Source organism: Streptomyces sp. NPDC050121 (assembly GCF_044460385.1).
Lineage (GTDB): Bacteria > Actinomycetota > Actinomycetes > Streptomycetales > Streptomycetaceae > Streptomyces > Streptomyces soliscabiei.
Genome location: NZ_JBITJV010000002.1, coordinates 195,091 through 216,751, shown reverse-complemented (window position 1 = coordinate 216,751; position 21,661 = coordinate 195,091). Strand labels below are relative to the sequence as shown.

Genomic DNA, 21,661 nt, shown 5'->3' with positions numbered 1-21,661 from the left:
GGACGCCCGTCCCTCTGAGCGACGACCAGGTGCAGCGCCCGAAGCTCGCCGACAGCCAGGCCCTCGGGGCCATGATCGGCGGCATCGGCCAGGCCCTCCTCGAGCACACGGTCACCGACCACCGCGACGGCCGCGTCGTCAACGCCAACCTCGCCGACTACCTCGTGCCGGTCAACGCCGACATTCCCGCTGATCTGAAGGCGATCTTCGTCGACGGGCAGGACTACGAAGCGGACCCGATCGGCGTCAAGGGGCTCGGTGAGATCGTCCTCGTCGGAGTGGCGCCCGCCATCGCCAACACGGTCTTCATGCGCGGGCGCGGTGCGGCGCCGCACCGCCCGGTCCTCCCGATATCGCCTCCTCGGCCGTCAGCCCCGCCCGGGAGCGCCCGCGCGCAGGCCATCCATGATCAGGTCCAGGAGCCGGGTCGCCTGGTCGTGCCAGTCGCCGTGGATGTCGATCTGCCAGATGCCGGCGATGGCCAGGATGAAGTCGTCGGCGGTCACGCCGGGGCGGATGGTGCCGGCCTCGTGGTTGGCCTCGAGCAGCGCTTCGATCGCCGCGACCACCAACGCATACCCCGGCTGTTTTGAGGCGGTCGACGTGCCGATGGTCTGGCGCATGGCCTCGGCGAGTCCCGCCTTGGCGACGGCGAAGCGGGCCAGGCTGTCCATCCACTCGCGCAGCGCCTGATCGGGCGCCTTGGTCTTGAGCAGCTCGGTCGCGCCCTCGGTGAGCGACTGCACCTCATGCCGGTGCGCCTCCAGGACGAGCGCCTCACGATTGGGGAAGTTGCGGTAGAACGTGCCCTGCCCCACCCCCGCCTTTCTGGCGATCAGACTCAGCGGCGCGTCGGACGAACGCGACAGCTCGACCAGCGCCACCTCCAGAATGCGCTCCCGGTTGCGCTGCGCGTCGGACCGCTGAGGCCCGTCGTTCCTCAAAACCCCACTCCCTCTCCTCCTGGGTCCACACCCTGAGCCCGATGAGTCACTTGCTAAGCGGACTGTAGTCCACTACGTGAGCCGGCACCGGTCTGGTGGGGCAACTTCCGGGTGATCGACGAGGGCAGTTGGGGTTCGCCAGGGGGTGTGCTGTCGATCCTGCCGCTGCTGGAGAGCGGGGCGTTCACCGAGGATCGGGTCAAGGCGGTGCGCGCCGCGCTGGGTGTCCGAAGCGGAATGCCGGGAGACGGCTCAGTCCTTGATCGTGGCCAGGATGAGCGCCTGCAACTGCTCGGCGGTGTCATCGAGGGGCTGGGTGCTGCGCTTGGCGCGGCACATGGCCACGGTGCCCTCGACGGCGGCGACGATGAGCGTGGCAAGCTGCGCCGCCTGGCCGGGCTCGACGCCGTGCTCGCGCAGCGAGTCGGAGAGCAGGCCCTCCCAGGTCGTGAAGACGTCGGCGGCGGCCGCGACGGCGGTGGTTGCCTCATCGGTCGCGGGTTCCTCGATGGAGACGGCGAGGACGGGGCAGCCGGCCCGGAAGTCGCTGTCCACGACGATCCTGCGCCACACGGCGAGGAAATCCCGCAGTCCGGCGACCGGACCGGCCTCCAGTGCCCTGCGCAGACCCCGGGCGGTCCACTCGCCCGTGTACCGGACGGCTTCCGTGGCCAACTGCTGCTTGCCGTCGGGGAAGTAGTGGTACGTCGAACCCAGCGGTGCCCCGGTGTACTTGGCGGTCTCGCGGATGCTGGTCGCGTTGAGGCCGCGCCGGCTGATCATGTCGGCCGCACCTGCCACGATCCGCTCGCGCACCGTCGGACTGGGCTTCATGGACGCGATTCCTTCCGGTCCCATTGTTTATAACGACCGTCATAGCGTAGCGTGACCCCACCTGCGGCAGAGGCAGGCCTGCTCATGAGGCTGATCCGGCTCGCGTCCCGGACCGGCGCACCGGCGAAACGAGACCGGCGAAACGAGACCGACGCAACGGCTGACCCGGCGGTTCGACGGGCGCACCCTTGGCCGGTTCGTCGCCGAGGAGATCACCGGTCCGCTCGGCGCCGACTTCCATATCGGGCTGCCGGACTCCGAGTTCGGTCGGGTCGCCGACGTCGTCCCGCCGCCGTTCCGGTCGAGCGAGCTCACCGGCGCGAACCGAACGGCGTGGCGATGAAGACCTTCACCGGACCACTGGGCGGTGCGGACGAGTCGTGGCGTCCTGAGTGGCGTCGTGCGGAGATCGGCGCGGCGGGCGGTCACGGCAACGCCCGCTCGCTCGCCCGGATCCACGCCGTCATCGCCTGCGGCGGCACGCTGGACGGCGTACGACTGCTGTCGCCGCGGACGATCGACCTGATCTTCGAGTGGCAGACCGACAGCCCTGACCTGGTGCTCGGCGCGCATCTGCGCTTCGGGCTCGGTTTCGGACTGCCGTCGCCCGCGGTGACGTATCTCCCGGAAGGCCGGATCTGCTTCTGGACGGGCTGGGGCGGATCGGTGGTCGTGATCGGCACGGAACGCCGGGCCGCGATCGCGTACGTCATGAACCGCATGGGCACCGGGCTGCACAGTGCGCCCAAGACCTTCGCCGGCCCCCCGCCGGAGGTGTCCGACATCGCGCAGCCGGTGACTCCGCGCACAACCACATCTGCCATAGTTATAACGACTGTCATAAAACGAAAGGGGTCACCCATGGCCGAGCCGGTAGTCCTGGTGGCGACGATCGTCGCCAAGCCGGGCCAGGAAGAGCTGGTCGAGAAGACGTTCAAGGCGGCCATACCCGCCGTGCACGCCGAACCCGGGTGCCTGCTGTACGCGCTGCACCGCAAGGCGGGCACCACCGGGGAGTTCGTCATGATCGAGAAGTGGGCCTCGCAGGAGGCGCTGGGCGCACACATGAAGGGCGCCGTGATGCGGGAGATCGGCGTCGCCCTGGCGCAGGCACTGGCCGGCCCCCCGGACGCGCTCTTCCTGGACGCCCTCGCCGCCGGCGCACCGGACCTCGGCACCGTCTGACCGACCACTTTGGCCCTGGCCGACAGCCATGCCCGTCGGCCAGGTTCCGCCCATCATCCTGGAGGAGATTTCCCATGAAGAGCCTGATGTTCGTCGCGCCCGGACAGCTGCGCTTCGACGAGGTCGACGCCCCCACCATCGTCGACGGCACGGACGCGCTCGTACGCCCGCTCGCGGCCACGACGTGCGACCTCGACCACCACGTCATCGCCGACAAGACCCCGTTCTCCGGCTTCGGTCCCTTCCCACTCGGCCACGAGTGCGTGGGCACGGTGGTCGAGGTCGGCCCCGACTGCACGGACGTAGCGGTCGGCGACGTCGTCGGCGTCGCCTGGCACATCGCCTGCGGCACCTGCGCACAGTGCAAGCTCGGACACACCGCCCGCTGTCTCCGCCACGGCGACGCCCAGTACGGCCTTCCGGTGAACGGGGCCTGGGGCGGGACCTTCGACGAGCTCATCCGCGTCCCCTACGCGGACTTCAACCTCGCCAGGCTGCCCGCCGGGGTCGACCCCGTGCACCTGGCGTCGATCGGCGACAACCTCGCGCTCGGCTGGGAGACGGTGATGCCGACCGTGGCCCAGATCACCGACCCGAAGGTCGCGGTCTTCGGCGGGACCGGTTCGATCGGCCTGTACTGCGTCGACGTCGCGGTGCACTGCGCCGGCGCCCGCACCGTGTACTACGACGACGACCCGGTCAGGATGAAGGTCGCCGAGCAGCTCGGCGCCGAGGTCCACGACATCCACGGCAAGCGCGAGAAGGACTTCCACCTCGCGGTGGACGCCGGCTGCGACCCCGAGCGGCTGCGCAAGGCGCTGCTGTCGGTCATGCCCGAGGGTCATGTCAACAGCGTCGGCATCTACTTCGACGACGTCCAGCTCCCGCTGCTCGCGCTCTACCAGCGCGGGGTCCACTTCCACAACGGCAAGGGGCATGCGCGGCCGAACATGACACCCACTCTTGAAGCGGTGGCCGCGGGCAAGCTCCACCCCGAACTGGTCACCAGCTCCATCCACACCTGGGAGGAGATCCCCACCGTGCTGACCTCCGACGGGCCCGGCCACAAGCCGATCTTCGTCCTGGAGAACTGAAGACCGGGTCCGTCGGCCCGTCGTTGGCGACGCGTCGCGACGATGCAGGCCCAACTGCCAGTCGGAGCGTCTGGACGAAAATCCCTTGTGGCGAAGGGTGGTGATCGCCCTACGGTTGTTCCCCGTGACCATGGAGATGCCTTACCAGCCACTTCCGATCGACCAGTCCGACGTGCGCTACATCCACGGGCCCGATTCCGCTCTCCAGCCGGGCGTGCCCGCCGGCGAGACCGTCGAGCTCGAGTGGAGGGGCAGCGAGGTCTACCCAGGAACCTTCCGGAAGTTCTGGGTACACGTGCCTGCACAGTACGACCCGGCGGAACCGGCATCCTTGATGGTGTTCCAGGACGGATGGTGGTATCTGGACCCCGCGGGGGAGGTACGCGGCGCGATCGTCCTGGACAACCTCGTTCACCGCGGCGACATCCCCGTCACCATCGGCGTGTTCGTCGATCCCGGCGTCTTCCCCGATGCGGAGAACCCGAAGAACCGTAACAACGAGTACGACGCCTTCGACGACCAGTACGTCACCTTCCTCCTCACTGAGATCATCCCGCAGGTTGCGGAGCGGTACACCATCGCCCAGTCGCCCGAAAGGTGGGGCATCTGCGGTGGGAGCAGCGGCGGCAACTGTGCCTTCACCGCCGCGTGGCTGCGTCCGGACAGGTTCCGCCGCGTCATCGGATGCCTGTCCAGCTTCGCGCAGATGCCGGACGGCAATCCCTACCCGGACCTCGTCTCCCGCGTCCCCCGCAAGCCGCTGCGCATCTTCATGCAAAGCGGCCACCGCGACCTGCACTGGAATGAGCCACAGGGGAACTGGCTCGCCGAAAACCTGCGCGTGGCAGCCGCTCTTGCCGAAGCGGGCTACGACTTCCGCCTTGTCCTGGGAGACGGCGGACACAGCCCGAACCACGGCGGCGTCCTGCTGCCGGACGCTCTGCGCTGGCTGTGGCGGCCCAACGAGGATTGATCGATACACGCATCATCCAACCTGGCGCCGGCTGCGGTGAGGTGGGCTGCACCCTGGTCGCACAAAGGCGCGAAGCTCCTGGTAGGCGAGTTCACAACCAAGGTCACTCGCTTGACCAGGAGCGTCGTCGTGGTTGTCCACCCGTCCGCGATCGACCTGGCAGCTCACACTTGCGCCTCCTGACCGGGCAGTTCGCCGAGCGCCGCCGAAGGGTCGGCACCCGCCGGCGGCGCCTGCCCCCGCACAGGCAGGCCCTGCTCGTCCTGGCCCAGCTGCGCTGCGCCCTCCACGGGCGGGCGGCCGCCACCGGCCGCGTTGCGCCCGCGCGTGCTGTAAAGGGCTGGTCAGAGCCGTCCGGTTGTCCTGCTCGGAGTGACGCGGACGATGACGCGTTCCCCGTCGTTCTTCGAGGCCGGGTTGAAGGTGGCGTACTCCTGGCCCGTGTACTTGAGGGAGAGCTCGTTCACCAGGTCGCCCGCGGGATCGGGGGTGAGCGTCGCGGTGCCGCGGATCTCGGCGTAGGTGTACGGGTTCTCGGGCGGGTTGATCATCACGGTGACGCGCGGGTCACGAGCGATGTTCTTGCCCTGCGCCCGGTCCACGGTGGTGGAGAACAGCAGGTCGTCGCCGTCGCGCTTGATCCAGACGACGGTCAGGTGCGGCCGCCCGTCGGCCGCCACCGTCGCCACGGTCGCGAAGACCCGGGAGTCGTCGAGGTACTTCTTCAGTTCGTCGGAGAGCTCGGCTGCCACGGTCGAAGTCCTTTGTCCGATGTCGTATGTGAGGTCGAAGCGGTGCCACGAGGGTGCGGTGGATCCGCGAAGCGCGTGTGCTGCAACCCTGGCGCGGCCACGAGAATTCCCGTCGGGCGGGACATCGACGGCCCGACCGTGACTCCCGTTCTCCGTACGGCCGTTGGAGGCACTTGGTGATCTCGTGGCCTGTCGCGCACCCCACGTACCGTCGACTTTCACATCGGCGTCATCCGACCCTTCCCTGACGTTCGGTGCCCTTGGAAAAATCCTTGCGCGCGCACTCCGTCACCGAACCGGCCGGCAGAACCCCAGCTGCACGAGAGGTGCCTCACCCATGTCCGAAGTAAACCGGCGCCGCTTCCTCCAACTCGCGGGCGCCACCACGGCGTTCACCGCGCTCTCCAGCTCCGTCGAGCGCGCCGCCGCGCTGCCCGCGAACCACCGCACGGGGTCGATCGAGGACGTCGAGCACATCGTCGTCCTGATGCAGGAGAACCGGTCCTTCGACCACTACTACGGCAAGCTGAGGGGCGTCCGCGGCTTCGGCGACCCCCGCCCGGTGACCCTGGCCGGCGGAAAGTCCGTCTGGCACCAGCCGGACGCCGGCGGCAAGGACGTCCTGCCGTTCCACCCCGACGCCGACGACCTGGGCCTCGCCTTCATCCAGGACCTCCCGCACGGCTGGAACGACGGCCATGCCGCCTTCAACGGGGGCAAGTACGACAAGTGGGTGCCCTCGAAGGGCGCCACGACGATGGCGTACCTCACCCGCGAGGACATCCCCTTCCACTACGCGCTCGCCGACAGCTTCACCATCTGCGACGCCTACCACTGCTCCTTCATCGGCTCCACCGACCCCAACCGCTACTACCTGTGGACCGGCTACACCGGCAATGACGGCAAGGGCGGCGGCCCGGTCCTCGGCAACGACGAGGTCGGCTACAGCTGGACGACGTACCCCGAACGTCTGGAGCAGGCGGGGGTCTCCTGGAAGATCTACCAGGACGTCGGCGACGGCCTGGACAAGGCAGGCAGCTGGGGCTGGATCCAGGACGCCTACCGCGGCAACTACGGCGACAACTCGCTGCTCTACTTCACCCAGTACCAGAACGCCCAGCCCGGCGACCCGCTGTACGACAAGGCCCGCACCGGCACCGACGCCCGCAAGGGCGAGGGCTTCTTCGACCAGCTGAAGGCCGACGTCAAGGGCGGCAAGCTGCCGCAGATCTCCTGGATCGTCGCGCCCGAGGCCTTCACCGAGCACCCCAACTGGCCCGCCAACTACGGTGCCTGGTACATCGCCCAGGTCCTCGACGTGCTCACCTCGGACCCGAAGGTGTGGGCGAGGACGGCGCTGTTCGTCACCTACGACGAGAACGACGGCTTCTTCGACCACCTGCTCCCGCCGTTCCCGCCGGCCTCGGCCGCGCAGGGCAGATCGACGGTCGACGTCGGCCCGGACCTCTTCAAGGGCGAGAGCGGACACACCGCCGGCCCCTACGGACTCGGCCAGCGGGTGCCGATGCTCGTCGTCTCCCCCTGGAGCAAGGGCGGCTACGTCTGCTCCGAGACGCTCGACCACACCTCCGTCATCCGGTTCATGGAGCGCCGCTTCGGCGTCCACGAGCCGAACATCTCGCCGTGGCGCCGGGCGGTCTGCGGCGATCTGACCTCCGCCTTCGACTTCTCCCGCAAGGACACCCGGCCACTCGCCCTGCCCGACACCGACGGCTACCGGCCCCCGGACAGGAACCGCCACCCCGACTACGTGCCCACCCCGCCGGCCAACCCCGCCCTGCCGAAGCAGGAGCGCGGCCACCGCCCGACCCGCCCGCTCAAGTACAGCCCCGCAGTGGACGCTTCGGTCGATCCGACCGCCGGGAAGCTCACCCTCACCTTCGCCTCCGGGGCCAAGGCCGGCGCCGCCTTCCTGGTCACCTCCGGCAACCGCACCGACGGGCCGTGGAGTTACACCACCGGGGCGGGCACGACCGTCTCCGACACCTGGAACTCGGCGTACTCCGGCGGCTCGCACGACCTGACCGTGCACGGCCCGAACGGATTCCTGCGCGTGGTCAAGCAGGCCGGGAAGGCGGCCGGCACCGAGGTGGTCGCCCGGCATCTCAGCGACGGCATCGAACTGACCTTCACCCACGGCGGCTACGACACGGTGGAGCTGAAGCTGGCCGACGGGTACGGCGGCCGGACCACGACCGTCAAGCTGCGGCCCGGGGCCGTGGTCAAGCGCACCGTGGACCTGCGCGCGAGCCGACGGTGGTACGACCTCACCGTCACGTCCACCGCGGACCGCGCGTTCCTCAGGCGGTTCGCCGGCCACGTCGAGAACGGCCGTCCCGGCGTGAGCGACCCGGCGATCATCACGGAGTAGCGGCGGAGGTGAATACCCGGTCGACGCGGCATCGTGAGGGCTGGTCAGGTCCCGGTGGGCTCGGGATAGTGTGCCCCGGTGAACATACATTCGAACAAGCCCGCCGGTCCTGACCCGCGGGTCCAGCGCCAGCTGGAGCAGCAGGCCGGGGTCGCCCCCAGCGGCCCCGGCGGCGGCACGCTGTTCAGCGAGCCGGTGCTGGTGGTGAACCAGAAGGCCAAGCTCATCGAGCTGACCAACGAGTACAAGGTCATGGACCAGCAGGGCAACCAGCTCGGTTCCGTGGTCGAGGTCGGCCAGGGTTTCCTGCGCAAGGTCGTGCGCTTCCTCAGCGACTGGGACCAGTACCTCACGCACAAGCTGGAGATCCGCGACGCCCACGGTCAGCCGGTGCTGCGGCTGACCCGTCCCGCGAAGATCTTCAAGTCCCGCGTGATCGTGACCCGCCCCGACGGGCAGCAGGTCGGGGAGATCGTCCAGCAGAACGTCTTCGGGAAGATCAACTTCGCGATCAACGCCGACGGCCGGCAGATCGGCGCCATCAAGGCGGAGAACTGGCGGGCGTGGAACTTCGCCATCGTCGACCACGAGGAGAACGAGGTCGCCAGGATCACCAAGACCTGGGAAGGCCTCGCCAAGACGGTGTTCACCACCGCGGACAACTACGTCCTGCAGATCCACTACCAACTGCCCGAGCCGCTGCTCAGCCTGGTCGTCGCCACCGCTCTGACCGTGGACACGGCGCTGAAGCAGGACGCCCGCGGTATCGGCTGACGCCCGTCACAGCGGCGTGAGATGCCCCGGCTCGGACCTCGGCCGGGGCAGCAGCGCCGGTTCGGCCGACGCCGTCTGCGGGTGCAGGGCCAGCACCGCCGCCACCGGGTGCTCCTCCGCGGGTACCTCGTGGGGTGCGTCGAGTCCATGGATCGCGCCGGGTTCCGGCGCGGCCCTCGACAGCAGTACCACGCCCCGCCCCGCGAGCGCCGCTCCCGCGAGGGCGAGAAGCACGCCCGCGAAGCCGCCCTGGAGGCGTTCGCCGAGGAGCAGGAGGCCTATCGCCGCGGCGGCCACCGGGTTGGCCAGCGTCACCATCGCCAGCGGGGCGCCGAGACCGCCCCGGTAGGCGGTCTGCGACAGCAGCAGCCCGCTCGTCGCGAAGGCCGCGACCAGCAGCGCCACCACGATCACCTGCACGCTGAGCAGCGGCCCCGACCGGTCCGTCGCGGCCACGGTCACCGTCTGGGTGAGCGCCGAGGCGACCCCGGAGGCGAAACCGGACGCCGTCGCGTGCCGCAGTCCGGGCTTGGCGCCACGCCGGGCCAGCAGCCCGATCAGCGCCGCCGTCGCCCCGGAGACCGCGACCGCCTCCGGCAGAGTCAGGACGGTCTCGGGGGCCGGCCCCGAGGCCGTGACCAGGATCGCGGCCAGACCGGCCAGGGTGAGGGCGGTGCCCCGCCACTCGGCGAAGGTGACCTTGCGCCCCGCGACCCGCGCGCCCATCGGCACCGCCGCGACCAGCGTGAGCGCCCCCAGCGGCTGCACCACGGTGAGCGGTCCGTACTTCAGGGCGACCACGTGCAGCAGCGCGGCGGAGGCGTTCAGCCCCACCGACCACCACCAGGCACCGTTGCCGAGCATCCGCAGCAGGCCGGTGCCGGGGTGCCGGGAGGCCAGCCACTCCTGCGCGACGGCGGCGGCCGCGTACGCGACGGCCGAGAAGAGGGACAGGACGACGGCGACGAGGGTGGCGTTCATCGGCCCGCTCCCACCAGGACGGGCTGTTCGGCCGGGACGAGGGTGCCCGTACCGCGTCCGGCCGTGGTGGCCGTGCGCCGGGGGGCGTGGATCAGCGTGAGCGCGACACCGAGCAGGGCGCCCGCCACGATCGCGTCGAGCCAGTAGTGGTTCGCCGTGCCCACGATCACCAGCAGTGTCAGCATCGGATGCAACAGCCACAGCCACCGCCACCGCGACCGGGTGGCGACGATCAGGCCGACCGCCACCATCAGGGCCCAGCCGAAGTGCAGCGACGGCATCGCCGCGAACTGGTTGGAGAGGTGGTCCGTCTGCGGCGGGCCGTACACCGACGGACCGTACACGCGGGCGGTGTCCACCAGGCCCGTCGCCGCCAGCATCCGGGGCGGGGCGAGGGGGAAGGCGAGATGCAGCACCAGGGCGGCGGCGGTGAGGGCGGCCAGCACCCGGCGGGCCCACACGTAGTGCGCCGGGCGGCGCAGGTACAGCCAGACCAGGAAGGCCAGGGTGGCCGGGAAGTGCACGGTCGCGTAGTAGGTGTTCGCGACCTCGGCCAGTCCGTCGCCGTGCAGTAGCAGGGACTGCACCGAGCCCTCGCCGGGCAGATGCAGCCACCGTTCCACATGCCACACGTCGTGGGCGTTGCGGATGGCCTCGCCGGTGTGGCCCGTGGCCAGCTGCCGGCCGAACTTGTAGACCAGGAAGAGCCCTGCGACAAGCAGGAACTCGCGGACTATCGGCGGCCGGGCCGGCGTGGCCGGTTCCGCTTGTTCAGGCTCGGTGCGGGCATTCATCCCCCGGCCCCTTCGCTGTGACGGTGGTGCGTTGAGCTGTGACGGAGGCGCGTTTGATCGATCGATACTAAGTCGTTCCGATACGCCAGTGTACCGATACGCACCGGTACCGGTACACTGGCGTTTCGATTGACATACGCCACACTGGAACCGGGCATGAAACGGAGAGGGAGAGAAGATGACGTCGCAGGCCGCGGAGGGACCGGAGCCGGTCGCCGCAACGCGCCGCTCCAAGATCACGCCCGAGCGTGAGATGGAGTTCTTCGACGCCGTCCTCGAGCAGATCCGCGAATGCGGATATGAAGCGGTCACCATGGAAGGCGTGGCGGCCAGCACGCGCTGCAGCAAGTCCACGCTCTACCGGCAGTGGAAGACCAAGCCCCAGTTCGTCGTGGCGGCCCTGCGCTCCCGCCGGACGGCGCGGCTCGCCGGCATCGACACCGGTTCGCTCGCCGACGACCTGCGCGCGGCCGCGCGAGCCGCGGGCGGCTGGTCGACTAACGACAGCAAGCTGCTGCAGGCCCTCGGCCACGCCGTGAACGGTGACGAGGAACTCGCGCGCGCGTTGCGCGAGGCGCTCATCGACCCGGAGATCGAGGCGCTGCGGGACATCCTGCGGCGCGGCGTCGAGCGCGGGGAGATCCCGGCCGGCCATCCCGCGCTGGAGTACATCCCGGCGCAGTTGTTCGGCGTGGTCCGCGCCCGACCGGTGATCGAGGGACAGTACGCCGACCCGGACTACCTGGTCCGCTTCGTGGAGGCCGCCGTACTGCCCGCCCTCGGGCTCGCCGTGGCGTCACCGTAGAAGGCCCAGGCCGCCGTTCCCGGGATGACGGAACGGCGGCCTGCTCGCGCCGCACCGTGGGGACGGGGGCGGCGCGCACCCCCCGGCCGGGTGGGGTTCCCCTTTGAGCGGAGGGGCGCCCCACCCGGCCGATCGCTTCTCCATGAAACCCGCGGGCCCCGTGGATTCCGCGGGTTTCGGGGGTTCCGCGGGTTTCGTGGGTCCTGTGGGTCCTGTGGGTCCTGTGGGTCACGTGTGTCCCGTGGGTCCTGCGGGTCCGGCTCAGACGTCGTGGCCGCGGCCGCCGCCCTTGGCCACCTTGATGCCCTGGGTGATCGTGTCGATGACCGTCAGGCTCTGGTCCGCGTCCACGCCGAAGCGGAGCACCATCAGCCGCTTGGTGTCCGCGGGCGCCGGGAACGCCAGCGACTCGACGACGCCGTCCGCGCCCTTGCTCGTGACCGCCTTCCAGCGCACCAGGTAGCCCTTCTGCCCGGCCACCGTCACCGCCTCCGAGGCGAGCACCTGGTGCGAGGTGATCGAGCCGTACGTCTTCCCGCCGTAGGACTCCTCGGCGTTGGCCGCGATGTCCGCCTTGGCCACCTGCTCCGCGGTGCTGCCCTTGGTCTCCAGCGCCTCGACGGGCGCCGAGTAGACGCCCCCCTTGGTGCAGGTCTTCGAGGTGTCGCCGGGGCACTTGTATGAGGAGTCGGAGGTGATCTGCGCCCCCACGCTGAGCTCCTGGCCGGTCCACCCCTTCGGGATGGGGATGCTGATCCCGTTGAGCGCGTCGGTCACCGCACCGCTCCTGATCTTCGGCGCCTCGGACTCGCCGGGGGAGGGAGCAGCCCCGCCCGAGCCGCCGGATCCCCCCGAACCACCGGAGCCGCCGGACCCGCCGAACGGCCCGCCGTTGCCGCCGGGACCGCCTTGTCCGCCCGACCCCTGGGCCGTGCCGCCGCCACCGCCCGTGCCGTCGTCCTTGGCCAGCGCGTACACGCCGACCCCGATGCTCGCGAGGACCGCGACGGCCGCCGCGACGGCTATGCCCGTCCGCAGCCCGCGTCGCTGCCCCGCGCCCGCGGGGGCGCCGGGCTGACCCGGATAACCCGAATAACCTGGATAGCCCGGATAGCTCGGATGGCCTGGATGCCCCGGTTGCACCGGATATGTTCCATCGGTCGGGGTCTGCGCCGGCGGACCCCATACGGCGGCCGAGCCCGCGGCGCGGGTCTGGTCCGTCCATGTCTTGCCGTCCCACCAGCGTTCGGTGGCGGGACCGTCACTTGTCTGCCCCGGATCGGGATACCAGCCGGGAGGAGTCACCTGCGTCATGCCCCCACCGTATGAGGCGTCGGTGAAAGCCGGATGAGAGGGCGGGCACTCGGCGGAAATCGGCTCCGGCCGGCGCACCGGTGCGCCGACCGCCCGATTGGCGTGAATTCGACGTCAACTCGGTGCGCGTCACCCGCCGTTGACGCCAGGAGGCCACTCCCGCAGGCCCGCCGGGGCGTCGAGGGCCGCCCCTTGTCACCCGTCGAGGCGGGACCTGCGCCGACCGCCCTCCGCACGGGCCCCCGGACGGCTACGCTCGAGGTCTGTACGTCGTTCGGGCGACTTGGGGAGGTAGCGGGATGACGGAGGTCAGGCCGGCGGCGGCCGCCTCGACTTCCCTCTGGGAGCGCGAGAGGGAAGTCGCCGCGATCGCGCAGGCGGTGGAGACACTCTGCGCCCGCCAGTCCTCGTCGGGTCACCTGCTGGTGCTCCGGGGCGAGGCGGGATTCGGCAAGACCGCTCTGCTGGCCGAGACACGTCGCATAGCCGAGGACCACGGCTGCATGGTGTGGTCGGCCCGCGGCGGCGAGACCCTGAAGTCCGTCCCCTTCAATGTGGTACGGCAGTTGCTGCAGCCCACGCTGCTGTCCCTGCACCCGGAGGAGGTCCGCGAGTACCTCGGCGACTGGTACGACATCGCGGGCCCCGCCCTCGGCATAACGGAACCCGGCGACGGCCACGCCGACCCGCAGGGCGTGTGCGACGGCCTCGTCGCCGCCGTGACCCGGCTCGCCAGGCGGGACTACCCGCTGGTGCTCCTCGTCGACGACGCGCACTGGGCCGACCAGGAGACCCTGCGCTGGCTCGCCGCGCTCGTCGAACGCCTCGACGAGCTCTCCGTCCTGGTCGTCGTGGCCCGTCGGCCCGGCGAGGTCAAGGGCGACGCCGCCCGCCATCTCGACGCCATCGGCGAGGCCGCGGGCCGCGCCGTCACCAGCCTCAGCGCCCTGACGCCGGCCGCGGTCGCCGGCCTCACCCGCGCCACCCTCGGCGCGCACGCCGACGCCGCGTTCTGCCGCGAGGTGTGGGCCGTCACCGACGGCAACCCCTACGAGACCGTCGAACTCCTCGCCAAGGTCCGCGACAGCGAACTGGAGCCGAGCGAGTCCTCGGCCACCGAACTGCGCCCCCTGAACCGCGCCGCCCGCGGCGGCGGCCTCGTCGACCGCCTGGAGAAACTGGGCGTCGACGCCACCAAGTTCGCCATGGCCGCCGCGATCCTCGGCGCCGACATCTCCGTCGCCCAGGCGGCCCGGCTCGCCGGCCTCGGCCGGGACGACGCGGTGCGCTGCGCCGAACTGCTGCGCAACGCCCGCATCCTCACCGAACCCGCCCCGGGCGCCGTCCCCGCCGACGACGGCGACCTGGAGTTCGTCCACCCGCTGATCGCCTCCGCCGTCTACGACTCCATCCCCACCGGCCTGCGCACCGCGATGCACGGCATCGCCGCCCAGGTCGTCGCCGACGCAGGCAACGGCCTCGCGGCCGCCTCCCGGCACCTCCTCCAGGTCCACGCGGAGGGCGACGAGGAACTCGTCGAGCAGCTGCGCGAGGCCGCCCGCGAACACCTCGCCGTCGGCGCCCCGGACGCCGCCCGCCGCTGTCTGGAACGGGCTCTGCGGGAACCGCCCGCCCCCGACGTCCACGCGCACGTGCTCTACGAACTGGGCTCCGCGACCTTCCTCACCGCACCCGCCAGGACCATCGAACACCTGCGCACGGCACTCGGCATGCCCGGCCTCGACGGCGCCGAGCGCGTCGACGCCGTCTGCCGCCTCTCCCAGGCGCTCGTGCACAACGACCAGCTGGAGGAGGGCGTCCGCACGGTCGAGGCGGAGGCCGCCCGGCACGCCCCCGGACCCGCCCGGCTGCGACTGCAGGCCGTGCAGCTCATGTGGGAGGGCGTGCACGCCGGCGAGGCGGCCTCATTGCGCGGCTCGGAGAAACTCGCCTCGCTCGTCGCGGCCTGCACCGGCCGGGACAACGCCGAGCGCGCCCTGCTCATCCTGCGCGGCTTCGACGCGGCGATCCACGGCGAGAACGCCATGGAGGTCGTCGAGTTCTGCGACCGCGCCCTCGTCAACGGCCGCCTCGCCCCCGGTCTCGGCTGGACCGACCAGGAGTGGGGCATCGAACTGCTGATGATGCTGGCCGGCTCCTACGCCTACACCGACCGGCTCGACCGCGCTGACGCCCTCCTCAACGAGGCCCTGCGCGCCTACGTCTCCGTCGGCTGGAGCGGCGGCCATCTCGCCCTGGCGCACGCCTACCTCGGTGTCGGACTGCGCCGCCGGGGCCGGCTGAAGGAGGCCGAGGAGTCCTTGAGGGAATCGCTGCGCCTCGCCGAACGCGTCGGCCGCGGCCTGCCCCTGTACTGGTCGGCGACCTGCAACCTCGTCGACACGCTGCTCGTCCGCGGCCAGGTCGCCGAGGCCTGGGAGACCGCCGAACAGTACGGCTTCGCCCCGCCCTACCCGTCGACGATCGTGCTGCCCGACCCCCGCACCGTGCGCGGCCGGCTGCTGCTGGCCGTCGGCCGGGTCAAGGACGGCATCAACGAACTGGAAGCCGCCGAGAAGGCCGCCACCGCCCGCGGCCACCTCAACCCGGTGATGAGCCCCTGGGCCGTCGACCTCGCCCGGGCCCTGGCCGGCGAGGACCCGGACCGCGCGAACCGGCTCGTCATCGAGGCCCGCCGACAGGCCGAACGCTTCGGCACCGACACCGCGATCGGCGAGGCCCTGCGCTGCGCCGCCGCCCTGGAGACCGGCCAGCGCGCGGTCCGGCTCGCCCAGCAGGCGGTCACCTATCTGGAGTCCTCGCCCTGCCAGTACGAACACGCCGCCGCCCGCGTGGAGTACGGCATCCTGTCGCGCTCGGCGTCCGAACTCGGCCGCGGCCTGACCCTGGCCCGTTCCTGCGGCGCCGACGGCCTGGCGGAGAAGGCGCAGCTGGCCCTGAAGGGGCTGGGCGCGCCGCAGGTGGGCCTCGTCCCCGGACAGACCCGGAGGTAGCTCCCAGACGCTCTGCGGCGCTGCGGCCGGATGCGTCTCAGCCGGTCCCGTCCTCCTCCGCCAGCACCCGCTGGGCCGTCGCGAATGCCGAGTTCGCCGCCGGGACCCCGCAGTAGACGGCCGTCTGCAGCAGGACCGCGCCGATCTCGTCAGGCGTGAGCCCGTTGCGCCGGGCCGCTCGCACGTGCATGGCCAACTCGTCGTAGTGGCCGTGCGCCACCAGCGCGGTCAGTGTGATCATGCTGCGCTCGCGGCGGCTGAGCGTCGGGTCGGTCCAGATCTCGCCCCAGGCATAGCGCGAGATGAAGTCCTGGTAGCGCGCGGTGAACGCGTCCTGCCCGGCCTGCGCCCGGTCCACATGCGCGTCCCCGAGCACCTCGCGCCGCACCTGCATGCCCCGCTTCGCCCCGCCGTCGAGATGTGCCCGCAGCGCGGTCAGCACGGCCTCGGGACACTGGGCGGGCGCGAGGTGCGAGGCGCCCGGCAGCTCGACCAGCGCCGCACCCGGCACCGCGTCCGCGATCTCCCGCAGATGCGCGGGCGGCGTCGCCGGATCATGACGCCCGGCGATCAGCAGCGTCCGTACGGCGATCTCCGGCAGCCGCTCGCGCAGGTCGAACGAGCCCAGCGCGTCACAGCACGCGGCGTAGGCCCCCGGGTCCGCGTCACGGTGGTCGGCGATCAGCTCCGGCACGGTGAACCCCGGTGTGAACCAACGGGCGTTCGCGTTCTCGGCGAGCCCCGCCAGACCCTCCCTGCGCACCAGCGCGGCCCGCTCCTCCCACGGCTTCGACCCGTTGAAGTGGGCCGAGGAGCAGATCATCGCCAGCGACGAGAGGCGTTCGGGATGGTGCAGCGCCAGCTGCAGACCCACCGCGCCGCCCAGGGAGACACCCGCGTACGCGAACCGCTCCAGGCCGAGGGAGTCGGCGAGCGCCAGCACCAGTTCGGCGAGATCGCCGACGGTGGCCCCGGGACCGATCAGGTCGGCCGCCGAACCTCCGTGCCCCGGCAGGTCCCAGCGGACCACCCGATGCGTGACGGACAGCTCCGGCGCCACCTTGTCCCACAGCACGTACGAGGTGCCCAGCGAGGGGCCGAGCAGCAGCGGGGGCGCGGAAGTCGGGCCCTCGGCACGGTGGTTGAGCAGTTTCTTGGTCAACGTCGCTCCAGGGCGCGGTCGGTGAGGGCTCCGGCGGAGCCGGTATAGCGGGCGGGGTCGGTGAGGTCGTCGAGCGCGACGTCCTTCAAGTCGGGTTCCTCGGCGAGGAGTTCGACCAGGGGACGATCCTCGGCGTAGGCGCGGCGGGCGAGTTCGGTGAGGAGCTCCTTGGCGCGGGCCCGGCCGAGCACGGCCGACAGCTCGGCGGACAGCCGCTCGGAGACGATCAGCCCGTGGGTGAGGTCGAGGTTCGCGCGCATCGCGTCCGCGTTCACCCGCAGGCCCTCCGTCAGCTCGGCCGCGTCCCGGGCGGCCCCGCCGGCCAGCCGCAGCAGATCCCGCAGGGGCTCCCACTCGGCGTGCCAGGCCCCGGCGGGCCGCTCGTCCTCCGCCGCCAAGGACCCCTGCAACGTGGCCGCGAGCTGCGGGGCGCGCCGGGCGGCGGCCGCGATCAGCGTGGACCGTACCGGGTTGGCCTTGTGCGGCATGGCCGAGGAACCGCCCCCGCTGCCCTCCGCCACCTCGGCGATCTCGGTGCGGGCGAGGCAGAGGACGTCCGTCGCGACCTTCCCCAGGGCACCCGCCGTGAAGGCCAGACAGGCGGCGAGGTCGGCGATCGGCGTGCGCAGGGTGTGCCACGGCAACTGTGGTGCCCGCAACCCGAGTTCACGGGCGTACACGGCGGGCAGGGCGGTCGCGTCGTCGGCGCCGTACGCCGTGAAGGCCGCCAAGGTCCCTGCCGCTCCGCCGAGTTGGGCGGGCAGCGTGTCCCGTACGGCCGTCACGCGGTCGCGTGCGTCGAGCACCAGCGACCGCCAGCCGGCCGCCTTCAGACCGAACGTCGTCGGTACGGCGTGCTGGGTGAGCGTCCGGCCCGGCATCGGCGTGTCCCGGTGCTCGGCGGCGAGCCGGGCCAGCGCGCGCCGACTGCGGTCGAGGTCGGCCAGGACGAGGCCGAGCGTGCGCACCGCCACCAGCATCATCGCCGTGTCCATGATGTCCTGGCTGGTCGCGCCCCGGTGGACGTACGGGCCGTACTGCGTGCCGACCGCCTTCGTCAGATCGGCGACCAGCGGGATCACCGGGTTCCCGCCGCCTCGGGCCCGCTCGGCGAGGGACCGCACATCGAAGTCGCCGGCGCCGGCCGCCGAGGTGACCGCCGCGCCGGCCCCTTCCGGGGCCAGCCCCAGCGTCTCCTGGGCGCGGGTCAGCGCGGCCTCCGCGTCGAGCAACGCCCGCAGAAACGCGTGGTCACCGGTCGCGGAGGCGGCGGCGGAGCCGGTCCACCCGGGGGAGAGCAGATCGGCCTCGGACAGGCCGGTCTCGGACAGGCCGGTCTCGGACGGACCGTCGGTGTGCGCAGGGGTCACTGGAACTCCAGGAAGACCGTTTCGCCCTCGCCCTGAAGGCGGATGTCGAAACGGTAGGTGCCCAGCGGGCCGTCCTGGGCGATCAGCGTGGCGCGGCGCGCCGGGTCCAGCTGCTCCAGCAGCGGATCGGCGGCGAGCGCCGCGTCGTCGCCGGGCAGGTAGATCCGGGTGAACAGGTGCACCAGCAGCCCGCGCGCGAACACGCACACACTCAGGTACGGGGCGCTGCGCCCGCGCGCGCCCGGCCGCAGCGTCCGCGCCGACCAGTGGCCGCCCGCGTCCGTCTGGACGCGTCCCCAGCCGGTGAACTCGACGCCGTTGCGGCCCAGGAAACCGCCGCTCGACGCATCCCGCAGCATCGAGCCGTCGACCTGGGGGAGGTTGCCCTCGGGGTCCGCGCCCCACAGCTCCACAAACGCGTCCGGCAACGGGTTGCCCTCGCCGTCGTACACGTGACCCTGCAGCGTGATCGTGTCCGGGTGGCCGACGGGGGCGATGTCACCGCCGCCGGGGAACGGCAGGGCATGGCCGTAGAAGGGGCCGACCGTGTGCGACGGCGTGGGCAGCACGGTCTCCGGACGGCTCGTGTCGATCTTCGTCATCGCTGGTCAGCGCCCTTCTTCGATCCAGGTGGCGTGCGGCCCGTCGAGCACGATGTCCCAGTGGTAGCCCATCGAGAACTCCGGCACCGACAGACTGTGGTCGTAGGTCGCGACCAGCCGCTGCCGCGCCGCGTCGTCCGTCACCGACTGGATGATCGGGTCGTACGGGAACAGCGGGTCGCTCGGGAAGTACATCTGCGTCACGAGCCGCTGGGTGAACGCCGTGCCGAACAGCGAGAAGTGGATGTGGGCCGGCCGCCAGGCGTTGACGTGCTGACGCCAGGGGTAGGGGCCCGGCTGGACGGTGGTGAAACGGTAGAAACCGCTGTCGTCGGTCAGTGTGCGGCCGACGCCCGTGAAGTTCGGGTCCAGCGGGGCGTCGTGCTGCTCGCGCTGGTGCGCATAGCGGCCGGCCGAGTTGGCCTGCCAGATCTCGACCAGCTGGCCGCGGACCGGACGCCCGTCGCGGTTCAGCAACCGGCCGGAAACCGTGATCCGTTCACCGATCGGCTCGCCGTTGTGCTGCCGGGTGAGGTCGTTGTCGATCTCGGTGATGTCCCGCTCGCCGAAGGCGGGGGAGGCCAGCTCCACCAGCTCCGGGTCCTTGCTGACATCGATCGCGACGGGCGGCTGCTTGGGGTGGCGCAGGACGGAGGAACGGTACGGCGCGTAGTCGCGGCGCGGCTGGTGCTCGACGGGCGCTCCGTCGGCGCGCCGCTTCTCGTACGCGGCGTGCTCGGCCGCGATCTCCTGGTCGATGTCGGCTTGAGTGAGAGTCATGGCGTTTCCTGGGTTCCTTGTCGTTCGAGGACGAGGGCGAGGCCCTGGCCCACGCCGATGCGGAGGGCGGCGACCCCGATGCCGCCCCGCCGACGGGCGAGCAGCTCGCGGCCGGTGGTCTGCAGTCCCTCCTTGCCCACGAGCAGCAGGGCGGTGGCGTGGGAGTTGCCGACATCGGCCACCGCCTCCAGGGCCGTGGCGACCACCTCGTCCATCCGTGCAGCCTCATCTCCGCGAATTAATCAGCGCACTGAGTATTTCAGCGAGATGCCTCACGCTGCCATCGGCGCGCGCAACCGTCAAGGCCTCGTTGGACGACGATCACTCGCGGGCCGCACTGGACGCCAGGTATTGTTCAGTGCACCGACTAATTCGGACAGTGGGAGTGCACATGGCCGCGTTGGACCTCACGACCCACCCCGGGCATCTGGCCCGGCGGCTGCAGCAGGCGCACTACCTCCTGTGGAACACGATGGTCTCCGAGGACACCACATCGCCGCAGTTCGCGGTCCTGAACGCGCTCGTCGCCGAGCCGGGACTGGACCAGCGCACCGTGGGGGAGCGGGTCGGTCTCGACCGGTCGACCATCGCCGAGGTCATCAGCCGGCTCGGCCGCCGTGGGCTGCTGGACAAGGTGCGCGACCCGCAGGACGGCCGCCGTTTCCTGCTCCGCCTCACCGATGACGGCCTGCGCACCCACCGCAAGCTGGCCGTGCGCACGGCCCGGATGAACCAGGTCTTCCTCGCGCCGCTCACCGCCGAGGAACAGGCCCAGTTCTTCGACCTCATCCGCAGGGTCTCGGACGCGGCGGAAGGCCTGCGCAACCCGGCGGAGCCCGTCATCGCCCAGAACTGACGGCTACGGCGCCTTCACGAACACGACCCACACCTGGCCCTCGGCGAACGCGACGGGCTTTCCGTCGTCGGCGGTGAAGTCCGTGCCGTCCGTGGCCGTCGCCCGCTTCCAGCTCACGTCGAAGACGCGTCCGTCGCGCAGCACCTCGGCCTTCCCCGCCCCCACCGTCTCGGTGTACGGCGTGTTGTTGCCGAGGAAGTCGTGGAAACGCGACGCGCGCACCGTCACGTACTGCACCACCACCGTGGCCGGCGCCACCGGCTGCCCGGCGGCCGTCACACTCGGTGTGCCGTCCATCGAGACCAGCCAGCGTGCCCGGCTCGCGGACCAGGTGAAGGTGAAGCGAGCCGCCGGGTAGCGCACGGTCTGCGAGCGCTCCGCCCTGCCGCCGGCGGGCGCGGCGCCGTGACGGAAGCCCGTGGTCAGCGCGGCGGCGCCCGGCGCGGCGGGCAGCAGCCGGCTCGGCCGCAGGTACAGGTTGTGCGGAGCGGCCCGGTCCGTGCCGCGGTAGTAGGCGCCGGACGCCTTCTCGGGAGTGACGGCGTCCAGCGGCGCCCGGTCGATCAGCGGCAGCAGCTTGCCCTGCGCCCCGGAGAACGCCAGCACCGGCCGGTCGAACTGGCGCAGTAGCTCCAGATCGGACTCGCGGGCGCTGCGCACCGGGCCGACGGCCGCCGGCAGCCTCGTCGCGTACACGGCCATCAGCCGGCTCAGCCCGCCCTCGACCTGCTCGGCGTACACGACGTCCGCCGCGTCGAGGCCGGTCTGCGGTCGGGCGCCCGGCGCGTTGTCGATCTTCACGGCGAGCACCGAGCCGGTGCCGGGGCCGGTCGTACCCGGGCTCTGCGACGCGCTCCGGCCGTCGTCGGGCCGGGAGGTCTCGTGGGAGGAGGTGCAGCCCGCGGCGAGCGAGACCGTCAGGGCGGCGGCCAGCGCCGCTGCCGACAGCGCGACCGCAGCCGGCGGCCGGACGTGCCCCAGGCGCCCCGCGCGCCGCCCCGTGCGTCTCGAACGACTCGTGTCCGTCATGGCCAC

General features: G+C 71.5%; 20 protein-coding genes and 1 pseudogene. 9 read left to right on the top strand and 12 right to left on the bottom strand.

Features of this window, described 5'->3' with window-relative positions; translation table 11 throughout:
• Positions 1 to 38 precede the first annotated feature (38 nt).
• Positions 39 to 308, top strand: a pseudogene (locus tag ACIBTS_RS03375) (molybdopterin cofactor-binding domain-containing protein); the annotation flags it as partial.
• Positions 309 to 368: 60 nt separating this feature from the next.
• Here the strand turns inward: ACIBTS_RS03375 and ACIBTS_RS03370 are convergent.
• Both ACIBTS_RS03370 and ACIBTS_RS03365 read right to left on the bottom strand, forming a co-directional pair.
• Complete coding sequence (locus ACIBTS_RS03370; RefSeq protein WP_399316219.1) at positions 369 to 944, bottom strand: TetR/AcrR family transcriptional regulator; 576 nt, start codon at positions 942 to 944, stop codon at positions 369 to 371.
• 252 nt (positions 945 to 1,196) lie between these two features.
• On the bottom strand, positions 1,197 to 1,778 hold the full coding sequence (locus ACIBTS_RS03365; RefSeq protein WP_399316217.1) for a TetR/AcrR family transcriptional regulator: 582 nt from the start codon (positions 1,776 to 1,778) through the stop codon (positions 1,197 to 1,199).
• Positions 1,779 to 2,117: 339 nt separating this feature from the next.
• Here ACIBTS_RS03365 and ACIBTS_RS03360 point away from each other — a divergent pair, with 339 nt between their 5' ends.
• From ACIBTS_RS03360 to ACIBTS_RS03350, 3 genes are all read left to right on the top strand, one after another.
• Complete coding sequence (locus ACIBTS_RS03360; RefSeq protein ID WP_399316214.1) at positions 2,118 to 2,963, top strand: antibiotic biosynthesis monooxygenase; 846 nt, start codon at positions 2,118 to 2,120, stop codon at positions 2,961 to 2,963.
• Positions 2,964 to 3,037: 74 nt separating this feature from the next.
• Entirely contained in the window at positions 3,038 to 4,057 is a 1,020-nt protein-coding gene (locus ACIBTS_RS03355) for a zinc-binding dehydrogenase (protein ID WP_399316212.1), read from the top strand.
• Positions 4,058 to 4,187: 130 nt separating this feature from the next.
• Positions 4,188 to 5,030, top strand: coding sequence for an alpha/beta hydrolase (locus ACIBTS_RS03350; protein WP_399316609.1), 843 nt, complete (start codon positions 4,188 to 4,190; stop codon positions 5,028 to 5,030).
• Between the two features lie 344 nt (positions 5,031 to 5,374).
• Here the strand turns inward: ACIBTS_RS03350 and ACIBTS_RS03345 are convergent, their stop codons facing one another.
• Positions 5,375 to 5,782 (bottom strand): PPOX class F420-dependent oxidoreductase, encoded by a 408-nt coding sequence (locus ACIBTS_RS03345; RefSeq protein WP_399316210.1) that lies wholly within the window; start codon positions 5,780 to 5,782, stop codon positions 5,375 to 5,377.
• Between the two features lie 337 nt (positions 5,783 to 6,119).
• On the opposite strand from ACIBTS_RS03345, the gene ACIBTS_RS03340 reads away from it, so the two are divergent.
• On the top strand, positions 6,120 to 8,174 hold the full coding sequence (locus ACIBTS_RS03340; protein WP_399316208.1) for a phosphocholine-specific phospholipase C: 2,055 nt from the start codon (positions 6,120 to 6,122) through the stop codon (positions 8,172 to 8,174).
• Positions 8,175 to 8,252: 78 nt separating this feature from the next.
• The gene (locus tag ACIBTS_RS03335; protein WP_399316206.1) at positions 8,253 to 8,948 is read left to right on the top strand and encodes an LURP-one-related/scramblase family protein; all 696 of its coding nucleotides are present in this window, start codon (positions 8,253 to 8,255) and stop codon (positions 8,946 to 8,948) included.
• A gap of 6 nt (positions 8,949 to 8,954) precedes the next feature.
• Here the strand turns inward: ACIBTS_RS03335 and ACIBTS_RS03330 are convergent, their stop codons facing one another.
• Together ACIBTS_RS03330 and ACIBTS_RS03325 are read right to left on the bottom strand one after the other, a co-directional pair.
• Entirely contained in the window at positions 8,955 to 9,929 is a 975-nt protein-coding gene (locus ACIBTS_RS03330) for a hypothetical protein (protein WP_399316204.1), read from the bottom strand.
• Positions 9,926 to 10,723: a phosphatase PAP2 family protein gene (locus ACIBTS_RS03325; protein ID WP_399316202.1), complete on the bottom strand. Its 798-nt coding sequence runs from the start codon at positions 10,721 to 10,723 to the stop codon at positions 9,926 to 9,928. Before ACIBTS_RS03325 ends, ACIBTS_RS03330 begins: the two co-directional genes overlap by 4 nt.
• A gap of 178 nt (positions 10,724 to 10,901) precedes the next feature.
• Between ACIBTS_RS03325 and ACIBTS_RS03320 the strand changes: the two genes are divergently transcribed.
• Positions 10,902 to 11,528 (top strand): TetR/AcrR family transcriptional regulator, encoded by a 627-nt coding sequence (locus tag ACIBTS_RS03320; protein WP_399316200.1) that lies wholly within the window; start codon positions 10,902 to 10,904, stop codon positions 11,526 to 11,528.
• 261 nt (positions 11,529 to 11,789) lie between these two features.
• Here the strand turns inward: ACIBTS_RS03320 and ACIBTS_RS03315 are convergent, their stop codons facing one another.
• Complete coding sequence (locus ACIBTS_RS03315) at positions 11,790 to 12,842, bottom strand: DUF2510 domain-containing protein (RefSeq protein WP_399316197.1); 1,053 nt, start codon at positions 12,840 to 12,842, stop codon at positions 11,790 to 11,792.
• Between the two features lie 299 nt (positions 12,843 to 13,141).
• Between ACIBTS_RS03315 and ACIBTS_RS03310 the strand changes: the two genes are divergently transcribed.
• Positions 13,142 to 15,856 (top strand): ATP-binding protein, encoded by a 2,715-nt coding sequence (locus ACIBTS_RS03310; RefSeq protein WP_399316195.1) that lies wholly within the window; start codon positions 13,142 to 13,144, stop codon positions 15,854 to 15,856.
• Positions 15,857 to 15,893: 37 nt separating this feature from the next.
• Here the strand turns inward: ACIBTS_RS03310 and pcaD are convergent, their stop codons facing one another.
• From pcaD to ACIBTS_RS03285, 5 genes are read right to left on the bottom strand one after another with little or no spacing between them, the layout of a single operon-like run.
• The gene (gene pcaD, locus ACIBTS_RS03305) at positions 15,894 to 17,018 is read right to left on the bottom strand and encodes a 3-oxoadipate enol-lactonase (protein ID WP_399316193.1); all 1,125 of its coding nucleotides are present in this window, start codon (positions 17,016 to 17,018) and stop codon (positions 15,894 to 15,896) included.
• The gene (pcaB, locus tag ACIBTS_RS03300) at positions 17,015 to 18,349 is read right to left on the bottom strand and encodes a 3-carboxy-cis,cis-muconate cycloisomerase (protein WP_399316607.1); all 1,335 of its coding nucleotides are present in this window, start codon (positions 18,347 to 18,349) and stop codon (positions 17,015 to 17,017) included. Before pcaB ends, pcaD begins: the two co-directional genes overlap by 4 nt.
• Positions 18,350 to 18,384: 35 nt before the next feature.
• A complete protein-coding gene (pcaG, locus tag ACIBTS_RS03295; RefSeq protein WP_399316191.1) occupies positions 18,385 to 18,990 on the bottom strand; it encodes a protocatechuate 3,4-dioxygenase subunit alpha in 606 nt (201 codons plus the stop codon).
• 6 nt (positions 18,991 to 18,996) lie between these two features.
• On the bottom strand, positions 18,997 to 19,770 hold the full coding sequence (gene pcaH, locus ACIBTS_RS03290; RefSeq protein WP_319671234.1) for a protocatechuate 3,4-dioxygenase subunit beta: 774 nt from the start codon (positions 19,768 to 19,770) through the stop codon (positions 18,997 to 18,999).
• Positions 19,767 to 19,985, bottom strand: coding sequence for a hypothetical protein (locus ACIBTS_RS03285; RefSeq protein ID WP_399316646.1), 219 nt, complete (start codon positions 19,983 to 19,985; stop codon positions 19,767 to 19,769). Before ACIBTS_RS03285 ends, pcaH begins: the two co-directional genes overlap by 4 nt.
• Positions 19,986 to 20,161: 176 nt before the next feature.
• Between ACIBTS_RS03285 and ACIBTS_RS03280 the strand changes: the two genes are divergently transcribed.
• Positions 20,162 to 20,626: a MarR family winged helix-turn-helix transcriptional regulator gene (locus ACIBTS_RS03280; RefSeq protein ID WP_399316188.1), complete on the top strand. Its 465-nt coding sequence runs from the start codon at positions 20,162 to 20,164 to the stop codon at positions 20,624 to 20,626.
• 3 nt (positions 20,627 to 20,629) lie between these two features.
• On the opposite strand, the gene ACIBTS_RS03275 is transcribed toward ACIBTS_RS03280, so the two are convergent.
• A complete protein-coding gene (locus ACIBTS_RS03275) occupies positions 20,630 to 21,655 on the bottom strand; it encodes a DUF3048 domain-containing protein (protein ID WP_399316186.1) in 1,026 nt (341 codons plus the stop codon).
• Between the last annotated feature and the right edge of the window lie 6 nt (positions 21,656 to 21,661).

Excerpts from the sequence above, each read along its gene's own strand:
- ACIBTS_RS03330 (WP_399316204.1), bottom strand. The coding sequence starts at position 9,929 with ATGAACGCCACCCTCGTCGCCGTCGTCCTGTCCCTCTTCTCGGCCGTC.
- pcaG (WP_399316191.1), bottom strand. The coding sequence starts at position 18,990 with ATGACGAAGATCGACACGAGCCGTCCGGAGACCGTGCTGCCCACGCCG.
- ACIBTS_RS03355 (WP_399316212.1), top strand. The coding sequence starts at position 3,038 with ATGAAGAGCCTGATGTTCGTCGCGCCCGGACAGCTGCGCTTCGACGAG.
- ACIBTS_RS03325 (WP_399316202.1), bottom strand. The coding sequence starts at position 10,723 with ATGAATGCCCGCACCGAGCCTGAACAAGCGGAACCGGCCACGCCGGCC.
- ACIBTS_RS03350 (WP_399316609.1), top strand. The coding sequence starts at position 4,188 with ATGGAGATGCCTTACCAGCCACTTCCGATCGACCAGTCCGACGTGCGC.
- ACIBTS_RS03320 (WP_399316200.1), top strand. The coding sequence starts at position 10,902 with ATGACGTCGCAGGCCGCGGAGGGACCGGAGCCGGTCGCCGCAACGCGC.
- ACIBTS_RS03280 (WP_399316188.1), top strand. The coding sequence starts at position 20,162 with ATGGCCGCGTTGGACCTCACGACCCACCCCGGGCATCTGGCCCGGCGG.
- ACIBTS_RS03315 (WP_399316197.1), bottom strand. The coding sequence starts at position 12,842 with ATGACGCAGGTGACTCCTCCCGGCTGGTATCCCGATCCGGGGCAGACA.
- ACIBTS_RS03285 (WP_399316646.1), bottom strand. The coding sequence starts at position 19,985 with ATGGACGAGGTGGTCGCCACGGCCCTGGAGGCGGTGGCCGATGTCGGC.
- pcaH (WP_319671234.1), bottom strand. The coding sequence starts at position 19,770 with ATGACTCTCACTCAAGCCGACATCGACCAGGAGATCGCGGCCGAGCAC.
- ACIBTS_RS03275 (WP_399316186.1), bottom strand. The coding sequence starts at position 21,655 with ATGACGGACACGAGTCGTTCGAGACGCACGGGGCGGCGCGCGGGGCGC.
- ACIBTS_RS03360 (WP_399316214.1), top strand. The coding sequence starts at position 2,118 with ATGAAGACCTTCACCGGACCACTGGGCGGTGCGGACGAGTCGTGGCGT.
- ACIBTS_RS03310 (WP_399316195.1), top strand. The coding sequence starts at position 13,142 with ATGACGGAGGTCAGGCCGGCGGCGGCCGCCTCGACTTCCCTCTGGGAG.
- ACIBTS_RS03365 (WP_399316217.1), bottom strand. The coding sequence starts at position 1,778 with ATGAAGCCCAGTCCGACGGTGCGCGAGCGGATCGTGGCAGGTGCGGCC.
- ACIBTS_RS03340 (WP_399316208.1), top strand. The coding sequence starts at position 6,120 with ATGTCCGAAGTAAACCGGCGCCGCTTCCTCCAACTCGCGGGCGCCACC.